Genomic DNA, 22046 nt, shown 5'->3' with positions numbered 1-22046 from the left:
GGTGATCGCGCTCGTCACGGCGGCCTCAGCCGAAATGGCCACGGACCTCGTCGACCCGTCGTTCGACGTCCGCGTCGGTCGGTGCTTCGAGATTCAGCCGCAGCAGCGGCTCGGTGTTGGACGCGCGGAGATTGAACCACCAGTCGCCGAAGTCGACGGTGAGCCCGTCCAACCGGTCCTGGTCGGCGTCGGGGTAGCGGGACGCCACCCGGTCGATCACAGCGGCGGCGTCGTCGACGCGCGTGTTGATCTCGCCCGAGGCCGCGTAGCGGTCCAGCGACGACACCAGGTCGGCGAGGCCGGCGGGGTGGTTGCTGAGCGCCTCGAGCACCACGAGGGCGGCGATCAGACCGCTGTCGGCCCGATAGTTCTCGCGGAAGTAGTAGTGGCCGGAGTGTTCGCCCCCGAACACCGCACCGGTCTCCGCCATGAGCTGCTTGATGTAGCTGTGGCCGACGCGGCTGCGCACGGCGGTGCCGCCGTTCTCGGCGATGACCTCGGGCACGGCCTTCGAGCAGATGAGGTTGTGGATCACGGTCGCGCCAGGCTCACGTTCGAGGATCGAGCGGGCGACCATCGCGGTGGTGAGGGAGCCGGAGATGGCCCGGGCCGTCTCGTCGACGAGGAACACACGGTCGGCGTCGCCGTCGAACGCCAGCCCGATGTCCGCCCCGGTGGCGAGCACCCGCTCCATCAGGTCCTTCTGGTTCTCCGGTTGGATCGGGTCGGCCGGATGGTTGGGGAACGTGCCGTCGAGCTCGGGGTAGAGGTGGTCGATCGTGAACGGGAGATCGGCCATCACCGCGGGGAGCACGAGCCCGCCCATCCCGTTCGCGGTGTCCGCCACGACCTTCAGCGGCTTCAGCGCGGTCGTGTCGACGAAGCCGTGCACGTGTTCGACATAGCCCGCGAGCATGTCCTGTTCGCGGCGACTCCCCGTGGTGCCGGTGGGGTCGGGTCCGGCGGCGGCCATCTGCTTGATGGTGTCGAGGCCGGTGTCCGATCCGATCGGCGCCGCCTTGGCGAGACACATCTTGATGCCGTTGTACCCGGCGGGATTGTGCGACGCCGTGAAGACCGCACCGGGCATCTCGAGGACACCGGACGCGTAGTACATCATGTCGGTCGCGCACAGACCGACGTCCACGACGTCCACCCCGTGGTCGATCGCGCCGTCGCCGAACGCGGCGGAGAACTCCGGGCCCTCCGGCCGCATGTCGTGACCGACGACGATCGAGGTCTCGCCCTTCGAGGCGACGAAGCGGGCGAAGGCCCCTCCGATCGCTCGGGCGCCGTCGACGTCGAACTGGTCGGGAACGGTGCCCCGAACGTCGTAGGCCTTGAAAATCGCGTCGAAGTCGGTCGTCACGTCAGCAATCTACTTTCGGGTACTCGGGGCTGCTCGGTCAGGATCTGCTTGCTCAGGGATCTGCTTGCTCAGGGATCTGTCGGCAGGGCATCGGTGGAAAGGGAGGGATAGCCGCCCCGCCGGGCGATGCGGCGGATGCGCAGGATGTCGCGACCGACCGCCAGGCCGTCGTGCAGCGCCCGCACGGTGCTGGTCTCGCTGTTCACGACCTCGACCGGCACCTCCTTGAGCGACAGTCCGTAGCGCTCGACGAGGTGCAGGATCTCGATGTCGAAGGCGAAGCCGTCGATCCTCCCCGCCCCCAACACGAGCCGGGCGACATCGCTGCGGAAGGCCTTGCAGCCGCACTGGGTGTCCCGATAGTTGCCGAGCAGCATGATCGAGGTGGCCATGTTCACCACCCGGCTGCCGAACGACCGCAGCGCCGACGTGCCGACGAGCGTCTCGGAGTCGTGGTCGTGTCGATTCCCGACGACCACGTCGTAGCCGCCCTCGACGGCGTCGAGCAGCGCCAGGAGCTGGTGGGGCGCATAGGCGAGGTCGGCGTCGGTGAACGCGACCACGCGACCGTCGGCGACGGCGACACCGGCCCGCACGGCCGCCCCCTTGCCCCGGTTCTCCGGCTGCTCGACGACCCGGTCGGCCCCGGCGGCGCGGGCCGCGGCTGCCGTGCCGTCCGACGACCCGTCGTCGACGACGACAATCTCCAGGTCGCCGGCCCGGTGCAGGTCGGCGAGCTCCTGGCGGATCCGCTCGATCGTGGCGGCGATGCGGCCCTCCTCCTGATAGGCGGGAACGACGACGGACAGCCGATGTCGGCCGCTCGCCGGTGGCCGATTCGTCGGCAGGTCCTGCTCTCGCCGCACGGCCCGGAACAACACCAGACGATGGCCCGCGGATCGGATCACGGCGGCCACGACGACGGCGATCACCTTCGCCGGGAGGGGCGAGACGCCGCCGAGGGAGACATAGACGACGAGGTCGACCAGACCAGCGACGACGGCGATGAAGGCGAACACCGGAGGCTGGCGGATCCAGCGGTCGAGCAGATCGCCGCGCAGGGTGACGCGCCGGTGCAGCAGGTACGACGTCGGCGCCGCGATCGCGAGGGCGAGCACATCGGCGAGCCCCCGGGCCAGTCCCAGTTCGGTCAGGCTGACCGCGAAGCCGACGTCGACCACGGTGGCCACCGCACCGACGAACGCGAACCGCGCCGGCTGCTGGTTCACGCCCGCGTTTCGTCGGAGAGCGGACGGGTGCGCTCGTCGGCGTTCACGACATCGGCCAGCAGCCGGGCAGGCCGCAGGACGGAGCCCTCGAAGCGCAGCGCCTCGAACAGGGTCGGCAGGGCGCCGAAGAGGACGAGGACCACGGCGACGGCGAGCGGGGTGAACTGGAGGAGCGACGCCAACGGCTTGTCGCCGCCCGGGATGCGGTCGTCGCTGCCCAGCGACCACAGCCAGTAGAGGAGTCCGATGCCGGCGAGGACCAGCGCGACACCGAGCGAGCGGATGCCCCGCCGACGGTGCTCGGCCACGTCGTCGCTCAGCTCCGCGATCGCACTCGCGCCGATCACCCCGGCGCGCACGTCGTCGAGCACGTCGTCTCGGTCCGGCAATGCCACCCCACGGGGCGCGTCCCACAGGGCGTCGCGGCCCCGCAGCGGTGAGATCAGGCGGGCGACCGCGCCGGCAACGGCACCGATGCGACCCCGCACGGCGAGGAAGGCGCGACTGCGCCCGATCCGGCGCGTCGAGAAGGCGATCACGATGCCGAGGAGGGTCAACCCCATCGACACGATCTCGACCCCCGAGCGCCCATAGGTGAGCTCGACCGAGGTGTCGGTCGGCACGACGACCATGAGGTTCGGCGCGACCCGGTAGGGGCCCTCGGCCCCGCTGACCTCCCAGTTGGGGAAGTAGCTCGCCCGCACGAGGACCGGCAGGCCGATCTGGTCGACGTCGAAGGAGATGCGGGCGGTGTCGGTGTCGACGTTGGTCACCTGGGCCACCGCGGTGGTGTCGACGCGGCCCAACCACTGATCGCTCAGCTCCGCGAGTCGGCGCATCTCGCCGACCCGGTCGTCGAGCATCACCGCGGCCTCGAGCGCCGGATCCTCGTCGACGAGATCCTCGTAGGACGACCGCGGCCAGGAATCCGGCCCGTCGGCGGCGACCAGCGGTGTGTCGTGGCCGCTCTCCCACCACGCGACCGTCGGGACGAGCCACTCCTCGCCACCCAGGTCGGCACCCTCGACGACGACCGGCAGATGGTCGAGCCCCTCGACCAACGCCTGGTCGGCGACCAGGAACACGACCCAGGGCCCGCTGTTCGCGATCTCCGTGAGTCCGTCGACCTCCCGGGCCTGGCTGATCGCGGCCTCGGTGGACGCCATGTAGTAGCGCACGCCCATCGTCCGCAGTCCCTCGACCCCCTTCTCGACGTCGAGCGACGAGTAGGGCATGTCCCGCATCGCCCGCGACGGCCCCAGCGACAACTCCGATTGGAGCAGGAAGTGGTAGGGCGTGCTGGCCGATGCCTCGAAGTAGAGGCCCTCCATCGACCCGATGCAGCCGTCCGTCCAGTGGGGCAGGAGCATCGGCGCCATGGGCGTGCCGTAGCTGCTGAGCCGGTCACCCTCGTACTCCCACAGCGACTGCCCACAGCCGAACTGCTCGCCGATGCGATCCATCGTGGCCACGAGCCGGCTGTACTCGGCATAGCCGCCACCGTCGGTCGTCGCGGTGCGGGCCTCGTAGCCGGTGAAGTTGTAGCGCATCCACCCCGGACCGAGGTTGAGCTGCGAGGTGCCGAGCTCGCCGAGCGCCTCGAACCCGTACTCCTGGATGCCGTCGTCGGTGATGTAGAGGTCGGCGCCGGGCACCGAGCGGACCGGGAAGGCGATGACGATCAGCAGCACGAGGGTGGCGCCCACGGCCGGTATGCCGGCCGTCCATGCCGGTCGCCGGTCTCGGACGTCGTCCGGCGAACGCAGGAAGTCGGCCACCATGCGAGCGGTTTCCGACACCGCGAGGCCGGCGAGGAAGTACACGCACAGGTAGTAGAAGGGCAGGATCCGCACGTTCCAGAGGCGGGTCTCGGGAAGCAGGATGAATGCGGCGGCGAACATCGACGCGGTGAGGGCCAGCGCCATGCCGAGACGTACCCGGCGGATGCCGCAGATCACCGCGCCGAGCACGGCCAGGACGACGAACACCTGGAGGGGCAGCTGGTTCGTGAGGAACGGGTGGCCGCCGAAGTTGTCGGCCCGGTCCCAGAGACCCCCGACATAGTCGCGTTCCTTGCCCCACCCCATGTCGTTGAGATAGGCGCGGTTCCAGAAGAACGGCAGGACCCAGAAGGCCGCCAGCATGCCGGCGACGGGACCGACCACGGCGAGCCAGCTGATCTCGCGCTTGCCGGGTCGCAGCAGGACGAAGGCGACCGTCGCCACCAGCGCGAAGAACGCGGCGAACAGGTGGGTGAGCCCGGCGAAGGCGAGCAGCGACGCCGCGAGCATGCGCTGTCGGCCGGTCTCGATGCTGCGGGCGGCGACGCCGATGTAGAGCACGGCGATCGAGAGGCCCATCGAGTAGGCGAACTCTCCCGCCATCGTCGACATGATGTTGCCGCCGTAGATGTTGAACGACCGGTCGAACAGGAACGGCAGGGTCATCACGGCCATGAGCGCGGGGCCCGGATAGGCGAGCCCCCCGAGTCGACCGGCGGCGAAGGCGGCGAGCGGGAGGGTGATGACCCCCGAGATGGCGATCAGCTTCATCGCCACGCCGTAGGGCACAGGGACCACGAGGATCGTCGCGACGACCGCGACGGTCACCACCAGCGCACGATGGCGGGCGGGCAACCGACGGGCCACATGGGACACGAGACTCGCCACCGCGAGCGGCAGCGCGATGGCCGAGAGCGCCAGGTCCACCGACGCGTCGTTGTAGGTGAACGGCTCGAAGAGCACGCGGAAGTCGACCGTGCGGCCGGACCACTGCCACGACATCGCCAGGTTGAGCGCGGCGGCGAAGACCATCGTGATGGCGCGGATCCGGCCGTCGTAGCCGAGCCGACGGGGCAGCTCGTGGGCGACCAGGACCATCGCCACGAAGGAGTAGAAGTCGCTGTCGATGCCGAGCGCGTCGATCTCGATCCCGATGTTCACCATCACGATCGCGAGCGACGGGATGATCATGTAGAAGGTGAACGCGGGGAAGCCGGCGTACCAGTCCGGCGACCAGCCGGTCAGCCGGAAGTTCGGCAGCAGCTCCTCGCGGAGGAACTTGGGTGACCAGACGTGGGCGCCCATGTCGCCGCCGGTCGGGGTGGAGTCGACGAACCACGCCCACGGCGACATGACCCAGACGACGAAGAGGGTCGACAGGCCGACGATGGCGACGGTGAAGATCCGTCGCCGATCGGCGAACAGTCGGCGACGGAGGTCCGGCATCATGACGGCCTCCATGCTGCCACCCGGCAACGGGCTGGCGGTGACGCCCGGCGGGGCGGGCGCCGGGTCAGCGGCGGTAGCGCGTGCGCGGCGCCTCGGGCTCGCCGAGTTCGTGGATCACGCCGTCGAGGGTGGTCAGCCGGCCGTCGACCTGCCACCAGCGGCGATCGCACTTCGCGCAGCTGCACAGCGTCCGTTCGCCGGCGCCGACGTTGATCGTGATGGTCACCAACGGTGAGCTGCAGGCTGGGCATTCCGACGTCGACATCTGATTCGTTCCCCACGTAGTCGTCTGCCGCTCCTTCGGCGCACGGCGTGGTGGATTGAGGGGTCGGGGGCGAAAAACTCACGATGAGTGGTCGAAACGACTGCGGTCAGTAGATCTCTGGCAGCAGGAGCACGACGGTGGTCGCGTTGAACGCGGCGTGGGTCCAGATGGCCGTCGCCAGGCGACCCGTCCGGTGCATCGCGAGCGCGGCCACCGCACCGATGAGCAGCAACCCGGGGAACTGGAGGACCTGGAGGTGCGAGATCGCGAAGATGGCCGACGAGACCAGCACGGCCAGGACGAGGGCGAACCGGTTGTTCGCCTCCATCTCGAGGATCCCGCGGAAGAGCAGGCCCCGGAAGAGCACCTCCTCGCAGAGGGGGGCGGCGACCACCGTGAAGAGCACGAGGGCGACGACGGCGATGGGCGTGGTCGCCCCGGCGATCAGCTCCCGGGCGGGGCGCTCGAGCTCGTCGGGGTCGACCGATCGGAGGATCGGGACGTAGAGCAGGGGGACGAGGACGAGCTGGGTCAGCACGCCGAGGCCGATGCCGATCGGCACGTCGACGGGCCGCATCGACCAGCGGAGATCACGTCGCCAGTCGAGGCCCCGGCGGCGCGCCCACAGCGGCACGCCGATGAACGTCGCCCACAGCGGAAGGTTGGCGAGAACGAGCGCGACGAGGGGCACCCGGTTGTGGTCGAGATCCAGCCCGCTCCCCCACTGACCCACGACCCGGCCGAAGTCCGCGCCGGCACTCGACGACACGTCGGGGTCCCATCCACCGGCCGCGATGATCGTTCCGGCGACGAGGATCGTGAGGGCGATCCCGCCGAACAGGGCGCCGAGCGCGAGGACAATGCGCCAACGGGGGTCGGCGACGGGTGACGGCGGCGCCGACGAGGCGGCCACTAGCCCGCGTAGCGGAGGCGGTGCACCGGCTCGGCGACCCGTCGATCACTCATGTCCCAGCCCTTCGGGGGCTGGGTGCGATCGGCGTGGTCACCGCACAGATCGTGGTTGGCGGGCGAATCCTCCGGATGGAGATCGTCGAGCCACACGGTGCGTTGCGCGTAGGCGTAGGAGAGGGTCGTGGTGGCCGGGCGGCCACAGCCGGGACGAGCACAGCGACGGTTCACGATCGGCACCGTACCGGCCGATGGAGGACGACACGGGGATCACTGCGACCGATCAGCCCCCGCGCAGGTCTACCCTCTCTTCATGGCGTCAAACCCTCCCCCTCCCCCTCCCCCGCCGCCTCGCGACCGCGAGAAACCGGGAGGAGCCGCGCGTACCGAGAACCAGGGATGGTCGCGCTACGCCATCTGGATCCTCCTGGGCATGGTCTTCGCCGTGCTCGCGGTCACCGCGTTCCTGCCCGGCGACGACCGCGAATCGGTCGACTACTCCGACTTCCTGCAGCGGGTCACCCGCGGCGAGGTCCAGGAAGCCACCTACGACAACACCAACGGTGGCATCGACTTCACCACCATCACCGGTGAGTTCAAGACGGTGGGCCCGACCCCGCTCCCCGAGGAGGACGTCGCCCTCATCCGGGCGGAGACCACCCTCGAGTTCAAGACCCCCCAGCCGAGCTTCTGGGCGTCGATCCTTCCCCTGCTGATCCCCGTCAGCCTGCTCATCCTGTTCTTCATCTGGATGCAGCGCCGCGCCCAGGGACAGATGGGCAACATCATGTCCATCGGTCGCAGCAAGGCGAAGACGTACTCCACCGAACGCCCCGGCACCACGTTCGAGGACGTCGCCGGCTACGAGGGCGTGAAGCAGGAGATCACCGAGGTCGTCGATTTCCTGAAGAACCCCGACCGCTTCGCCGCGATCGGGGCCCGCATCCCCAAGGGCGTCCTGCTCGTCGGCCCACCCGGCACCGGCAAGACCCTCATCGCGAAGGCGGTCGCCGGCGAGGCCGGCGTCCCGTTCCTCAGCGTCACCGGCTCCGACTTCATGGAGATGTTCGTCGGCGTGGGCGCCAGCCGCGTCCGCGACCTGTTCGAGTCGGCCCGCAAGATGGGCAAGGCGATCATCTTCATCGACGAGATCGACTCCATCGGTCGCAAACGTGGTGCCGGCCTCGGCGGTGGCCACGACGAACGCGAGCAGACCCTCAACCAGATGCTCGCCGAGATGGACGGCTTCGAAGCCACCGAAGGCATCGTGATGATGGCGGCCACGAACCGGCCGGACATCCTCGATCCGGCTCTGCTTCGCCCGGGTCGCTTCGACCGCCAGGTGATCGTGCCGCTCCCCGAGCTCGAGGATCGGGTGAAGATCCTCGGCGTCCATCTCAAGGGCAAGCGCACGGCCGACGACGTCGACGTCAACGTCATCGCCCGGGGCAGCCCGGGCATGAGCGGCGCCGACCTGGCCAACCTCGTCAACGAGGCCGCCCTCTTCGCCGTGCGCCACGGGCGCGACGTCGTCACCGCCGAGGACTTCGACCTCGCCCGCGACCGCGCCCTGCTCGGCATCGAGCGTCAGTCGATGGTCCGCACCCCCGACGAGCTCGAGCGCACCGCCTACCACGAGGCCGGGCATGCGCTCGTCGCCAGCGTGATGGAGGCGAACGACCCCGTCCACAAGGTCACGATCATCCCGTCGGGCATGGCGCTCGGCGTCACGATGACCCTCCCGAGCGGCGATCGCCACGGGTGGGACAAGGCGGAGCTCGAAGCGCGCATGATCATGGCCATGGGCGGCCGCGTCGCCGAAGCACTCGTCTTCGACGAGTTCTCGTCGGGGGCCGCCGACGACCTCCGCCAGGCGACCAATCTCGCCCGCCACATGGTCACCGAATGGGGCATGAGCGAGGCCGTCGGCCCGGTGTCGCTGTCCGACAACAATCCGGTGTTCCTCGGCGAGGACATGATGCAGTCGCGCAACCACTCGCCCGCCACCCAGAAGCTCGTGGACGACGAGATCCGGCGCATCCTCCTCGAATCGGAGGAGCACTGCCGCGATCTGCTGACCGAGTACCGAACCAGTCTCGACCTGGTCGCCCGGGCGTTGCTCGAGCACGAGACGATCACCGGCAGCGAGGTGAAGCGGCTGATCGACGTCGCCCGCTCCGGCCCGATCGCCAGCGCCGAGCCGGCCGACCTCGCCGAAGTCGACGACGCCTGATCATGGATCGCGTCCTCCTCGTCCTCGGCGGGGTGGCGATCGCCGGGTTGGTGGCAGCACTCGTCGGCCGACGCACGGCTGCGCCCGCGGCGAACACCCACCACATCCCGAGCCAGCTCGACCGGGCCGACTTCCCCCGCCCCGACGCGGCATGGCTCGTGGCGGTCTTCACGTCGGCCACGTGCAACACCTGCGCCGGTGTCTGGGACCGGGCCCGTCATCTCGAGAGTCCCCATGTCGCCGTCGTGGAACTGGAGGTCGGCGCGGCGAAGGACGTCCACGAGAAGTACCGGATCGACGGCGTGCCGACCCTCGTCATCGCCGACGAGACCGGCGCCGTGCGACGAGCCTTCCTCGGCCCGACGACCGCCACCGATCTCTGGGCCGCGATGGCCGACGTCCGGGAGCCGGGCTCGGTGCCGCCCGACTGCCACACCGGCGAGATCTAGTCGAGCAGCTCGATGCCGTCCGTCGGGATGGCGATCAGTTGGGCGTGCACGGAGACCCCCGCCAGGAGGCGGCCGACCGCGATCGGCGTGGGGGACTCGATGACGACGACCGGACGGTCCGTCGAGAACGACGAAGCGGCCACGACCGTTCGCCGGAGTTCGCCGAGTTCGACGTCGACGACGAACGTCGGCTCGCCATCGACCAACTCGTAGACGGAGGCGGTGACGATGCCGTCCGTCGGGTTGTAGAGGATGACCCCGCCCTCGTCGTTCTCGATCGGTGCGATCCAGCGCGTCGCGATGCGGTCCGTACCCACCATCGCGGACAGGTTCGACACCCGACCGTCGCCGAACGGCAGCAGGCTCTCGTTCATCACCGCGACCGGCACACCGGAGAGCGATCGGGCGACGATCGCCATGGATTCGACCCCGTCGAGTCGGGTCTCCGCGGCGAGATCCACCGTGACGGTACGACCGGGTCGCAGGGTGAGCTCGATGGGATCGAACGAGAGCGTGCCGTCGGCCACGATCTCCAGGTCGACCTTCGCCTCCTGGTCGGGCGACGGATTCACGACGCTGATGATGTCGTTGCGGTTCGCCCGACTCACCTCGGGCAGCACCCAGACCGGCGCGAGGCCGTTCGACGCGGGGGTGACCGCGAGCCCCACCTGCTCCTCGCCGCCGATGGTCTGGACACGAGACACCGCGACCTGACCGGCGACGACGTCGATCACCGCGCTCACGCGGCTCGCGACCGTGACCTCCTCGGTGACCTCGATGACCGTCACCCGGCGGGCCGGGGCGACGACACCGGTCAGCGAGTCGAGACCCACGTCAGCGTCGAAGTGGACGTCGAGGACCGCATCGTCGAGGAAGGGGTTGAGCACGAGGATGGTCTCGGACTCACCGAACGGCTCGGCGGCACGGGTGCGACCGCTCGCGACCACCCAGGACCGTCCCGTCCGGGTGTGACAGGGCGAACGGTCCGAGTCGGTGTTGGCGCCGATGTAGGCCTGCTCGACGACCATCGATCCCGCGGTGACCTCGACGACCGCTCCCATCCACGCCGAGTCGTCCACGAGGTCGGCGAGCCGCACGAGACGACGCTCCCCCGGGGCGAGGGTGTCGATCTGGTCCCGTCCCGGTTCGCCGTCTCCGTTTCGGAGGCCGAAGACCTGCGCCCGGGCGGTGTCCGTACCGACGTTGATGAGGTCGATGCCGACCTCGGCGACGCCACCGGGGGCCGATCCCCCGGGACAGAACCACACCGACGTGTCGGCCGACGCGGCGAGATCGGCGCCGGACACCACCCGATCCGGGTCCGGGCGATCTCCCTGATCCACCAGGAACGCGCCGGCGAGCGCGCCGACGACGAGGGTGACGATGAGGATGCGCAGGGTCTTCACGCCGAGACCTCACTGCGACCACCGATACGGCGCCGGGCCAACGCCCCGAACGCCACCAGGAATCCGAGCACCTGCACCACCGCGGCGCCCTGGCGCCACAGCGGCGTGTCGTAGGACAGCGTGGCGTCACCCTCGCCCTCCACGTCGGCGAGGAACACGGTGGCGAAGCCGACCGCATGGCGTCGGCCCGTGCGCTCCCCGTCCACGACGAGGCGCCAACGCGTGTCGTTGCTCTGGGCGAGGTACAGCTCGGTGGTCTCGGGCAGACGGCCCTGGAGTTCGGTCGCGCGACCAGCGAGGACGCCGAGCGTGCCCTGGAGGGGGTCGACGGCGAGATCCGAGAGATCGTCGCGGCCGGCATCGAAGCCCGGAGCGCCAGCTGCCCGCACGCTCGTCCACTCCGTGTTGACGTAGAGCGACACCGCCGAGTTGATGCCCTCGAGCTGTTGCAGATCCAGTTGCCGACTGAGCACCTCCTCGAGGGCTGGCGCGGGCGGCGTGCCGGTGGCGCTGAACGGGGCCGGGGCGAGCCGGTCGAGGATGACGACGTAGCGGATGCCGAACGCGCCGAGCGTGCGCCCGAGGCGCATCGTCTCGCCGCTGACCGCGGTGCGGATCACGCCGTCGACGAGATCGACCGCCCCCTCGTCGGCCGGCAGCCCGGCGTCGCCGATGAGCGGCAGGCCGTCGAGCGTGAGCACCCAGGCCAGGGAGTCGTCCAGGGCGTGGCCCTCCGCCGGGAGATGGTCCGGCGCGGCGAGCCACAACACGCGATAGCTGCCGTCCGTCGCCGGATCGGCGAGGGGGAGCGTGTCGGTGAAGTCGCCACGCGGCATCTCCCAGCGGCCGGACTCGGCGAGGGCAAGGGTCGGGAGCGTCGCGAGGATCGCGGCGACCACGCCCAACGGGAGCAGCGCCTGACGCCAACCGAACCCGGCGGCTCGCATGTCGTTCTCGGCCACCGCCACCGCGGCGCCCGCGAGCAGGGCCACCCCGGCCGCCGCCGGCGCGAGCAGCACGGCCGGTCGCGGCAGCGCGAACGGCAGCGCGCCCCACGACGCCGCCCACACCAGCCCCCAGGAGACGAGGGCGACGAGCCATCCGCGGACGGCGAGCGCGAAGCGCCACGAGCGCCCGACGAGCAACGGCAGCGCCATGGGCACCACGAGGGCCAGGGTCAGAATCGCGACACCGTCGGTGCCGAGTCCGAACCCCACGATGTCGACCAGCGCGAGGTCGGTCGGCCCGTCGGTGCGGCCGCCGACGAACGGCGCCCACGCGAGCCCGGCGGCGACCTGGTCGAGGAACGCGGGCAGGGCGAGCAGGATCAGCGTCGCGGCGCCCAGACCGAGCACGGCGAGGAGCCGGAGGGTGCCCCGCATCTGGCCGGTCAGGAGCGAGGCCACGAGCAGACCGCCGAGAACGGGGACGACGATGGTGATCGCCACGGGGGCGAACAGGGCCGTCAGCGCCAGGGTCAGCCCGAGCCCGAGCCCGACCGGCACCACGCCCCGCCAGGGGCCGGCGGTGGAGCGGTACGGCGATGCCGCCTGCGCGTGCAGGAGCGCGCCGAGCACCCACGGCGCGGCGGCGTAGGCGTAGAGCCCGCTGATCGACGCCAGCTCGATCGACACCCACGGCAACGGCACGATCGCGTAGGTGACCAGCGAGCCGATCTGCGCCCGGCGCGAACCCGTCACGCCCAACAAGCGCCAGGCCCCGGCCAGCCCGGCGACGACCGGGCCCAGCACCCAGAGCAGGCGCACGAACCCGTCCGCGCCGCCGAGCAGCCACGAGAGCGCACCGATCACGGCGATGCCGCTGCGCGGCGTGCCCGGGCTGCCCAGGTCACGGTGCCGCCACGCATCCCACCACTCCCCCACGAGGGCACCGGTGTCACCGAACGACGGGAACTCGCCGATCGCCGGGATCCCGTCGGTCACGAGCGTACGGCTGCCGAAGACGACGAAAAGGGCGACCAGTGCCGCGACGATCGCGGCGATCCGCGCCGTACCGGTGCGGATGAGCGCAGCGAACTGGGGATCGTCGCGGCGACGCCCGATCTGGCCCCGCACGAACGCGTTGATCCGGACGCTGCCCGTCTCCTGGAGGGCTCGCACGTCCGCGTGACGCGCCCGGATGAGCGGCCGCAACCGGCGGCGTCGGGCCCGTATCTCCCCGATACGACGCAGGTTCCAGGACCAGGCACCGAAGACGTCACGCACGTGGGACAGGCGGCCCGCCAGCAGCGCCACCGCCGCCTCGCCGAGCGTCAGCAGGGCGAGCAACGGCAGGGTGAGGAGCAGACTCGGCCGACTCGCGGTGACGAGGACGGTGCGCAACTGGTGTCGGGCGCGGGTGCGGCGGATGTCGTCCACGCCGGTGCGGCCGTAGAGATCGTCGCGATGGCGGACGCGGGCGTCCGGCACGATCATGACCCGCGCTCCGGCGAGATGCGCCCGCCAGCAGAGGTCGATGTCCTCCCCGCGGTACGGGATGCCGGGGTCGAAACCGCCGAGCGTGGCGAACAGCTGGGTGTTGACGAGCATGCAGGCCGACGGCACGGCGAACACGTCCGCGACGGCGTCGAACTGCTCCTGGTCGAGCTCGGCGGGCTCGATGATGTCCGCCGCGACACCGAACCGATCCACGACGTAGGACACGTGCTGGAGCCGCATCGGGTCGTGCCAGTCGACGAGCTTGGCGCCGGCGATCCCGGCGTTGGAGCGCAACGCCTCGGTGACCAGCTGCCGGATCGCGTCGGAGGCGAGCACCACGTCGTCATGGCAGAAGACGATGAACGCCGGCGCCACGCCGGTGTCGAGAATGGCGTTCGCGGCCTCGGAGAACCCGACCGTGTCCGGTGCGTCCACGACCGACGCGCTCGGGAGGGCGGCGTGCACACGACTGCCGAGCGTGGGATCGCCGGCGGAATCGATCACGACCACGGACAGACGCGCGTAGTCCTGGGTCGCGAGACTGTCGAGCGTCTCCTCGAACCACGCTCCGGGCTCGTGGGCCACGACGACGGCGAGTACCGACGGCGTGGCGTCGCGAGAGGTGTCGGTCTGGTCGGCCACGATCGTGCGAGGCTACCGCTCCGCTCGGCGGCGGCGGGGCCACCGTGGGGAGCGCATGGTTGAGCGCCCGGCATCGCAGCCGTAGAGTCATCGCCGCATGCGGGCTCTCGTCACCGGCGCCAACGGGTTCGTCGGCATTCACCTGGTCAGGCACCTCCGCAGCTGCGGCGACGAGGTCCTGGAGTCGGCCGTGGACATCACCGACCGCGACCGTTTTCGCGCCCACCTCGTCGACGCCGCTCCCGACGTCGTGTACCACCTCGCGGCCCAGGCCGACGTGGGTGGTTCCTGGGATCAGCCCATTCCGACGCTGCGGGTCAACGTGGAGGGCACGGTCAACGTGCTCGACGCGGCGCTGGCCGCCGGTGTGCAACGCGTCCTCGCGGTGACGAGTGCCGACATCTACGGCCCCGTCACGGCAGCCGATCTCCCGCTCACCGAGTCGCAGCCCGCGCGCCCGGTGAGCCCCTACGGCGCCAGCAAGGCGGCCGCGGACATCATGTGCGTCACGGCGGGCCTGGCCCACGGACTCGAGGTCGTGCGAGCGCGGGCGTTCAACCATCTCGGCCCGGGCCAGAACGACAAGTTCGTGGCTTCGGCCATCGCGAGCCGGATCGTCGCGAACGAACGAAGCGGGGCCACGACGGTGCGGGTCGGCAACCTGGACGCCCGGCGGGACTTCACCGACGTCCGCGACGTGGCAAGGGCGTACCGTCTTCTCGTGACCGAGGGCGAGGCCGGCGAGGTGTACCACATCTGCTCGGGCGTGGACCGGCCCATCAGGGAGCTCGCGGACATGCTCATCTCGCTCGCCGAGCACGAGATGACGCTCGAGGTCGACGACAAGCTCTACCGCCCCGTCGACCTTCCGGTGCTGCGGGGCGACCACAAGAAGATCACCGAGGCGACCGGCTGGGAGCCGCAGGTCGACCTCGCCACTACGCTGCACGATCTGCTGGACTACTGGCGCACTCACCCCGAGGGTGTCACCAGCCCCGAGATCGTCTGAATTCTCGAGAGAAGGACACCGTGGCCAAGCGCGCACTCATCACCGGGATCACCGGGCAGGACGGCTCGTACCTCGCCGAACTGCTGCTCGACAAGGGCTACGAGGTGATCGGCATGGTTCGGCGATCCAGCACGGTGAACTTCGAACGCATCGCCCACATCCAGGACAAGGTCCGGTTCGTGCCGGGCGACCTCCTCGACGAGGTCTCCATGATCGAGATCCTGCGCACCTACCGACCGGCCGAGGTCTACAACCTCGCGGCCCAGTCGTTCGTGCAGACCTCGTTCGGGCAACCGGTGCTCACCGGCGAGACCACCGCCCTCGGGGTCACCCGGCTGCTCGACGCCATCCGCCTGGTCGATCCGGAGATCCGCTTCTACCAGGCGAGCTCCTCGGAGATGTTCGGGAAGGTCCAGGAGGTCCCCCAGACCGAGAGCACCCCGTTCCACCCCCGCAGCCCCTACGGCGTCGCCAAGGTCTACGGCCACTGGATCACCGTCAACTATCGCGAGTCGTACGGACTGCACGGCACGTCCGGCATCCTCTTCAACCACGAGTCGCCCCGCCGTGGCCTCGAGTTCGTCACCCGCAAGATCAGCCACGCCGTCGCCCAGATCAAGCTCGGCAAGATCGACGAACTCCGCCTCGGCAACCTCGACGCCAAACGGGACTGGGGATTCGCGGGCGACTATGTCGACGCGATGTGGCGCATGCTCCAACGCGACACTCCGGAGGACTATGTGGTCTGTACCGGCGAGACCCACTCGGTGCGGGAGTTCTGCGAACTCGCCTTCGACCATGTCGGGCTCGACTGGGAGAAGTACGTGGTCGTCGACGAGACCTTCATGCGACCCGCGGAGGTCGATCTGCTGGTCGGTGACGCCAGCAAGGCCGCCGACGAGCTGGGTTGGGTGCCGCAGACACCGTTCTCCGACCTCGTCCGGATGATGGTCGACGCCGACCTCGATCTGCTCGAGGGTCGCCTCCGCGGCCTGGCCTGATGCACACGGTGCTCGCCGGCGGCGTCGGCGCAGCCCGCTATCTGCGGGGTGCTCTCGAGGCGTTCGACCCGGCGACGGTCACCGCGATCGTGAACGTCGGTGACGACGTCACCCTGCACGGGCTGCGGGTGTGCCCGGACCTCGACACGTGCACCTACACCCTCGCCGGGGCGATCGATCCCGATCGTGGTTGGGGACTCGTCGACGAGAGCTGGCAGGCGATGGCCGAGCTCGGACGCTACGGCGGGGAGAACTGGTTCAGCCTCGGCGACCGCGACCTCGGCACCCACCTCTACCGCACCGACCGCCTCGCCGAGGGCGCGACGCTCACCGAGGTCACCGCGGAGATCACCGCCGCCTGGGATCTCCGGTGCCGTCTCCTGCCCGTCACGGATGACCCGGTGGAGACCCGGGTGACGCTCGTCGAGGGCGGCGAGATCGGCTTCCAGGAGTACTTCGTCGGACGCCAGCACGACGTCGCGGTCTCTGCGGTGCGCTTCGTCGGCGCCGAGGCCGCCACCCCGACCGCGGCCACCCTCGCGGCGATCGACGAGGCCGACACCCTGGTGATCGCGCCGAGCAACCCGATCGTCTCGATCGGGCCCGTGCTGGCGATCCCCGGCGTCCGTGAGCGGGTCCAGGCCCGCCGCGACCGCAACGTCGCCGTCTCGCCGATCATCGGCGGGAAGGCGTTGAAGGGCCCGGCGGACCGCATGTTGCGCGAGCTCGGCGAGGAGTCCACGGTCGTCGGCGTTGCCCGGCGCTACCGCGACCTGGCGGCCACCCTCGTCGTCGACGACGTCGACGCCCATCTCGTGCCGGAGATCGAGGACGCCGGCATGCGCGCCATCGCGATGCCGACGATCATGTCCGAACCAGGCATCGCGGCAGCACTCGCCCGCGCGTGCCACGCCGCAGGAGGACCACGATGAGCGCACTCGAGATCATCCCGGTGCACGGCATCGGCGAGGTCCGCCCCGGCGACGACCTCGCCGATCTCATCATCGGCGCCGACACCGACGTCCGCGACGGCGACTGTCTCGTCATCACCCAGAAGGTCGTGTCGAAGGCCGAGAACCGCCTGGTCGACATCGACCCGTCGGACCCGCTCTCCCACAAGCCGCTCGTCGAGCGGGAGTCCGTGCGCATCCTGCGCCGCCGAGGCGAGCTGATCATCTCCGAGACGGAACACGGGTTCGTGTGTGCCAACGCGGGCATCGATCTGTCGAACGTCGAGCGGGGGCAGGCCGCTCTCCTCCCCGTCGACAGCGACCGCTCGGCCCGCGGCATCAAGGACCGGTTGCAGGCCCGGGCCGGCCTGGACGTCGGGATCGTCGTCAGCGACACCTTCGGCCGTCCGTGGCGACGCGGGGTCACGGACGTCGCGATCGGCTGCGCCGGCATCGCCGCGGTCGTCGACCTCCGGGGCACCACGGACGCGCTCGGTCGCGAGCTGATGGTCACCGAGGTCGCCGCGGTCGACGAGATCGCCGCCGCCGCGGATCTCGTCATGGGCAAGGCGGAGGGGATCTGCGTCGCCATCGTGCGCGGGCTCCCGGCCGCGTGGTTCCGACCGAGCGGCGTCGTGGCCGAGATCGTGCGGGATCCCGCCGAGGACCTCTTCCGCTAGGTGCGGGCGAACCCGTCGGGGTTCTGCGACTGCCAACGCCAGTGATCCGCGAGCATCTCGTCGATGCCGCGGCGGGCCCGCCAGTCGAGCACGTCGGCCGCATGGTCGGTGGCCGCCCAGGTCTTGGCGATGTCGCCGGGGCGCCGGCCGACCACTTCATAGGGAAGATCCCGACCGACCGCCTGGCTGGCCGCGCGGATGACCTCGAGCACGCTGTAGCCGTTCCCCGTGCCGACGTTCACGGGATGGGCGCCCCGGAGCCGGCCGGAGGCCAGCGCCTCGAGCGCGGCGACGTGTGCCTCCGCGAGATCCATCACGTGGATGTAGTCACGCACCCCGGTGCCGTCCGGCGTGTCGTAGTCGTCGCCGAAGACCCGGACCTGATCGAGTCGGCCGACCGCCACCTGCATCACGAACGGGACGAGATTGTTCGGGATGCCGTTCGGGTCCTCGCCGATCGTGCCGCTGGGGTGGGCGCCGACGGGGTTGAAGTAGCGGAGCAGCACCACGTCGAGCGGCATGGCGCCCGCCGCATCGCGGAGGATCTGCTCGCTCATGTACTTGGTCCAGCCGTAGGGGCTCTGCGCGCCCGTGGGGGCGGACTCGGTCACCGGGACGACGTCGGGTTCCCCGTAGACGGTGCACGACGACGAGAACACCAGCTTGGAGACACCGTGTTCGGCCATGGCCTCCACGAGCCCGATGGTGCTCCCGAGGTTGTTGCGGTAGTAGGTGAGCGGCTTCTCGACGGACTCCCCGACCGCCTTGTGGGCGGCGAAGTGGACGACCTCGTCGATCGTGTGGTCCGCGAAGATCCGCACGAGGGCGTCGGTGTCCAGCAGGTCGGCCTCGACGAAGGCGAGGTCCTCCGTGGTGAGCGCCCGTACGGCGTCGACGGCCTTCGGTGAGGAGTTCGAGAGGTTGTCGACGATCACGACGTCGCGGCCGGCGTCGTGGAGCGCCACGGCCGTGTGCGAGCCGATGTATCCGGCGCCACCGGTGACCAGCGTCGCCATCAGTCGCTCGCCGGGAGCCGGGCACCATCGAGCGCCAGGCCCGCCTCGACGACGGCTCCCTCGCCGATCATGGACATACCCGTCAGCTTCGCCCGTTCGCCGACGACCGCATTCGGGCCGACGACCGAGCCTTCCACCGTTGCGCCGGCGCCCACCGTCGCTCCGACGGAGACCACCGCATCGCGCACGACGGCGCCGTCGGCCACCGATGCGCCGGCCATCACCACGGACCGCTCGACGGTGGCGTGGTCGGCGATCCTCGCGTCGGCGGAGATGCCGTCGACCGGATCGCCACGCACGCCGTCGAGCAGGTCCATCTGGATCTGGAGATAGGTGTCCGGCGTGCCCGCGTCGACCCAGTAGGCGTCCGACTGCACGGCCCACAGCCCGCCGTCGGCGACGATCGCGGGGAACGTCTCCCGCTCGATGGAAACCCGGCGGCCGGTGTCGATACGGGCGAGCACGGACGGCTCGAGCACATAGGTTCCGGCATTGATCCAGTTGGTCGGTGCCTCGTCACGGGGCGGCTTCTCGACGAACCCGAGGACGCGGCCATCGTCATCGGTCGGCACCACGCCGTAGCGCGACGGATCGTCGACGGGGGTGAGTGCGATCGTGCCCTCGGCGCCGACCTCGAGGTGACGGTCCCACACCGAGCGCACGTCGAGGTCCGTGAAGACGTCGCCGTTGATGACGATGAAGGTCTCGTCGATACCGGCGGCCTCCGCCGCGAAACGCACGGCCCCGGCCGTGTCGAGGGGCTCCGGTTCCACGGCGTAGTTCAGGGCTACACCCGCGCATTCGCCGGCGGGATACGCGTCACGGAAGACGTCCTCCTTGTAGCCGAGCGACAGGGTGACCTCGTCAACGCCATGAGCGCCGAGGCCGGCGACGACGTGCTCGAGCATGGGCCGATCGATCACCGGGAGCATCTGCTTCGGTGTCGTCAGGGTGAGCGGCCGCAGACGCGTACCGAATCCACCGACGAGAACGACAGCCTTCATGACACCTCCGAGACGATGTCGACTCGCCGGCCGACGGGTGCGAACCTACCGCGGCGCGGCGTCGGCGACCCCACTACTCGTCGGTGGCCGGTGCCTCGTCCGTGGTCGAATCGTCGGCCCCGTCGGTGCTGTCGGTCGGCTCGCCATCGGTCGTGGCGCCGTCGTCGGTCGCGCCGTCGTCCGTCGGCTCGCCATCGGTGGCGCCGACGTCGGTCGCGCCGTCGTCGGTCGTACCGTCGTCCTCACCCTCGAGCGGCGGAAGGATCGGGTTCTCGGAGAAGAGGTTCGTCGTGCCCGTCGTGCTGGCGAGTTGGGCCAGGACGGCCTCGGACGGAGCCGGCGGGTCCTCGCCCACGACGACCTTGGCGATCGTGAACGCCTCCCGCTCGTGCAGGAAGCGGATCTCCGCGAAGTCGTCGGTGTACACGGTCTCGAGCTCCGGCTCGTTCCCGTCGACGTTCCAGCGACCCACGACGATCTGGCTGTCGTCGTCGCCGCACCCGGTACTGGCATCGAGCCCCGCGAAACCGACGTCGACCGGGCTGTTCGACACGACGAGGTCGGTGCCGACCGAGAGGCTGGCTGCGGCGAAGAACACGCCGAGGTTGGCGTCGACACCCGTCGCCGAGCTGTTGCGCGGGTGGATGTGGAACAGGCCGTCGCCGTGGCTGTGGATGCCGTCGGGGCCCGACTCGTCGGCGAGCGTCGGCAGCAGGGAGCCACAGTCGTAGAACTCGTAGGCGGAGTGCCAGTGATCGCCGACCAGCGGGTCGATGATCGGGTCGCGTGACGCTCGGGACGCGACGACGAGACCGATGCCGAGCAGCACGATCACGGCGATCACCATCGGGAACGTGCGTTCCCGGCGCTCGCCGGTGCCACGCGACGAGGCCGCGGCACGAGCCGCGCGCTGGACCTTCTTGGACGAACTTGCCTTACCCACGAGCGACCACGCTAGCGGTCGCCACCCGCTTCCCTGCGTTCACCTCCGCAGTTCCTCGAAGAGGTCCGCGTAGGCGGTCGCGACGCCGGCCGGCGAGACCCATTCCTCCACGAAGGCGCGTCCCCGCTCCCCCATCGTCGCGCGGTCCCGATCGACGAGATCGAGCACTCCCTGGCGAAACGCCGCCGCATCGTCGGGCGGCACCGTCGTGCCCGCGCCCGTCGCGTCGATCACCCGCTGGACCTCGGTGCCCGCGTCGATCGAGGCGAGCACGGGGCGTCCGGCGGCGAGGATCGAATACATCTTGGAGGGCACGGACGACCGCCCGAGGCCGGACCGCAACGCGATCACGTGGATGTCCGCCGCGGCCAACACTTCCGGGAGCCGTTCGGCGGGTTGGAAATCCACGAAGCGGATGTTGGTGAGCCCCCGCGCCGCCGCTTCGAGCGCCGGTCGGGTCGAGCCGCCACCGTTGACGACGAACACCAGGTCGTCGCGCTCCTGCAACGACCGGGCCGCCTCGACCATGAGTTCGAGCGGCTGGCTGAACCCGAGGTTGCCCGCGTACATGACCACGGTTCTGTCGCCGAGGCCGAACTCGTCGCGATAGCCGTTCTCCCGCGGGCCCGGCGTGATGCGGTCGGTGTCCACGAAATTCGGGATGACCCGCACCTCGGTGCCGCCCCTGCCCGCGAGCTTCTCCTCGACGTTGGCCCGCAGGTCGTCGCTGAGCACGGTGACCGCGTCGGCGCGGCGGTAGGTGAACCGTTCGAGCCACCGGAGGAAGCGGATCAGACGCGGGTTCGTGATCGCGCCCACCTCCACGGCCACGTCGGGGAACACGTCCTGGATGTTGAAGACGTAGGGCACGCGGCGAAGCCGGGCCGCGACCCAGCCGGTGAGCCCGAGCGTGAGTGGCGGCGACATCGCCAGGACCACGTCCGGGCGACGACGGCGCAGCACGGCGACGATCGTGGCCAGCACCGTGAACCCCGCGAAGCCCGCGGCGCGGGCGGGAATGCTCGTCTTGTCGGTCGGAAACGGGTGGACCCGCGTGATGCGACCCCACGCCGTCGATTCGCGCCGGACCGGACGCCCACCCCACCCGTCCTCGATCGCGTGCGACTCGTACCAGGGCAGCGACGTGACGACGTCGAGCTCGTGGCCGGCCGCGGCGAGCTGGTGCACGATCTCGGTGATCACCACGCCCGTCGGCGCGACATCGGGCTCGAAGTGCGGGCAGACGACCAGGATGCGCACGGGCGGCAGCCTC

At 70.3% G+C, this 22046-nt stretch carries 18 protein-coding genes; 6 read left to right on the top strand and 12 right to left on the bottom strand.

Annotated elements, in window-relative coordinates; genetic code table 11:
• Positions 1 to 25 precede the first annotated feature (25 nt).
• From manB to R8F63_05120, 6 genes are all read right to left on the bottom strand, one after another.
• Positions 26 to 1369, bottom strand: coding sequence for a phosphomannomutase/phosphoglucomutase (manB, locus tag R8F63_05145; protein ID MDW3217981.1), 1344 nt, complete (start codon positions 1367 to 1369; stop codon positions 26 to 28).
• 68 nt (positions 1370 to 1437) lie between these two features.
• The gene (locus R8F63_05140) at positions 1438 to 2598 is read right to left on the bottom strand and encodes a glycosyltransferase (protein ID MDW3217980.1); all 1161 of its coding nucleotides are present in this window, start codon (positions 2596 to 2598) and stop codon (positions 1438 to 1440) included.
• Positions 2595 to 5840 (bottom strand): hypothetical protein, encoded by a 3246-nt coding sequence (locus R8F63_05135; GenBank protein MDW3217979.1) that lies wholly within the window; start codon positions 5838 to 5840, stop codon positions 2595 to 2597. Before R8F63_05135 ends, R8F63_05140 begins: the two co-directional genes overlap by 4 nt.
• Before the next feature lie 52 nt (positions 5841 to 5892).
• A complete protein-coding gene (locus R8F63_05130; protein MDW3217978.1) occupies positions 5893 to 6054 on the bottom strand; it encodes a hypothetical protein in 162 nt (53 codons plus the stop codon).
• 145 nt (positions 6055 to 6199) lie between these two features.
• Positions 6200 to 7006, bottom strand: a complete 807-nt coding sequence (locus R8F63_05125) for a CPBP family intramembrane glutamic endopeptidase (GenBank protein MDW3217977.1) — start codon at positions 7004 to 7006, stop codon at positions 6200 to 6202.
• The gene (locus R8F63_05120) at positions 7006 to 7233 is read right to left on the bottom strand and encodes a DUF3499 family protein (GenBank protein MDW3217976.1); all 228 of its coding nucleotides are present in this window, start codon (positions 7231 to 7233) and stop codon (positions 7006 to 7008) included. The genes R8F63_05125 and R8F63_05120 overlap by 1 nt, the downstream gene beginning before the upstream one ends.
• 202 nt (positions 7234 to 7435) lie before the next feature.
• Here R8F63_05120 and ftsH point away from each other — a divergent pair, with 202 nt between their 5' ends.
• Together ftsH and R8F63_05110 are read left to right on the top strand one after the other, a co-directional pair.
• Positions 7436 to 9235 carry an ATP-dependent zinc metalloprotease FtsH gene (ftsH, locus tag R8F63_05115; GenBank protein ID MDW3217975.1) on the top strand — a complete coding sequence of 600 codons (1800 nt, stop codon included), beginning with the start codon at positions 7436 to 7438 and terminating at the stop codon, positions 9233 to 9235.
• Between the two features lie 2 nt (positions 9236 to 9237).
• The gene (locus tag R8F63_05110) at positions 9238 to 9684 is read left to right on the top strand and encodes a thioredoxin domain-containing protein (protein ID MDW3217974.1); all 447 of its coding nucleotides are present in this window, start codon (positions 9238 to 9240) and stop codon (positions 9682 to 9684) included.
• Here the strand turns inward: R8F63_05110 and R8F63_05105 are convergent.
• Together R8F63_05105 and R8F63_05100 are read right to left on the bottom strand one after the other, a co-directional pair.
• Complete coding sequence (locus R8F63_05105) at positions 9681 to 11090, bottom strand: hypothetical protein (GenBank protein ID MDW3217973.1); 1410 nt, start codon at positions 11088 to 11090, stop codon at positions 9681 to 9683. The genes R8F63_05110 and R8F63_05105 overlap by 4 nt on opposite strands.
• A complete protein-coding gene (locus R8F63_05100; GenBank protein MDW3217972.1) occupies positions 11087 to 14170 on the bottom strand; it encodes a glycosyltransferase family 2 protein in 3084 nt (1027 codons plus the stop codon). Before R8F63_05100 ends, R8F63_05105 begins: the two co-directional genes overlap by 4 nt.
• A gap of 97 nt (positions 14171 to 14267) precedes the next feature.
• On the opposite strand from R8F63_05100, the gene R8F63_05095 reads away from it, so the two are divergent.
• The 4 genes from R8F63_05095 to cofE are packed head-to-tail and all read left to right on the top strand — an operon-like array spanning position 14268 to position 17810.
• Positions 14268 to 15179, top strand: a complete 912-nt coding sequence (locus R8F63_05095) for a GDP-mannose 4,6-dehydratase (GenBank protein MDW3217971.1) — start codon at positions 14268 to 14270, stop codon at positions 15177 to 15179.
• Positions 15180 to 15199: 20 nt separating this feature from the next.
• Positions 15200 to 16180, top strand: coding sequence for a GDP-mannose 4,6-dehydratase (gene gmd / locus R8F63_05090; GenBank protein MDW3217970.1), 981 nt, complete (start codon positions 15200 to 15202; stop codon positions 16178 to 16180).
• Complete coding sequence (gene cofD / locus R8F63_05085; GenBank protein MDW3217969.1) at positions 16180 to 17112, top strand: 2-phospho-L-lactate transferase; 933 nt, start codon at positions 16180 to 16182, stop codon at positions 17110 to 17112. The genes gmd and cofD overlap by 1 nt, the downstream gene beginning before the upstream one ends.
• Positions 17109 to 17810, top strand: coding sequence for a coenzyme F420-0:L-glutamate ligase (cofE, locus tag R8F63_05080; protein ID MDW3217968.1), 702 nt, complete (start codon positions 17109 to 17111; stop codon positions 17808 to 17810). The genes cofD and cofE overlap by 4 nt, the downstream gene beginning before the upstream one ends.
• Here cofE and galE read toward each other — a convergent pair.
• The 4 genes from galE to R8F63_05060 form a co-directional block, all read right to left on the bottom strand.
• Complete coding sequence (gene galE, locus R8F63_05075) at positions 17807 to 18826, bottom strand: UDP-glucose 4-epimerase GalE (GenBank protein ID MDW3217967.1); 1020 nt, start codon at positions 18824 to 18826, stop codon at positions 17807 to 17809. The genes cofE and galE overlap by 4 nt on opposite strands.
• Entirely contained in the window at positions 18826 to 19830 is a 1005-nt protein-coding gene (locus tag R8F63_05070) for an NDP-sugar synthase (protein ID MDW3217966.1), read from the bottom strand. The genes galE and R8F63_05070 overlap by 1 nt, the downstream gene beginning before the upstream one ends.
• Positions 19831 to 19903: 73 nt before the next feature.
• Entirely contained in the window at positions 19904 to 20773 is an 870-nt protein-coding gene (locus tag R8F63_05065; protein ID MDW3217965.1) for a hypothetical protein, read from the bottom strand.
• A gap of 39 nt (positions 20774 to 20812) precedes the next feature.
• Positions 20813 to 22033 carry a glycosyltransferase family 4 protein gene (locus R8F63_05060; GenBank protein ID MDW3217964.1) on the bottom strand — a complete coding sequence of 407 codons (1221 nt, stop codon included), beginning with the start codon at positions 22031 to 22033 and terminating at the stop codon, positions 20813 to 20815.
• Positions 22034 to 22046: the final 13 nt, after the last annotated feature.

Source organism: Acidimicrobiales bacterium, assembly GCA_033344915.1.
Taxonomy (GTDB): Bacteria; Actinomycetota; Acidimicrobiia; order Acidimicrobiales; family Aldehydirespiratoraceae; genus JAJRXC01.
The sequence above is the reverse complement of the archived record's forward strand: the minus strand, read 5'-3'. Positions and strand labels throughout refer to the sequence as shown.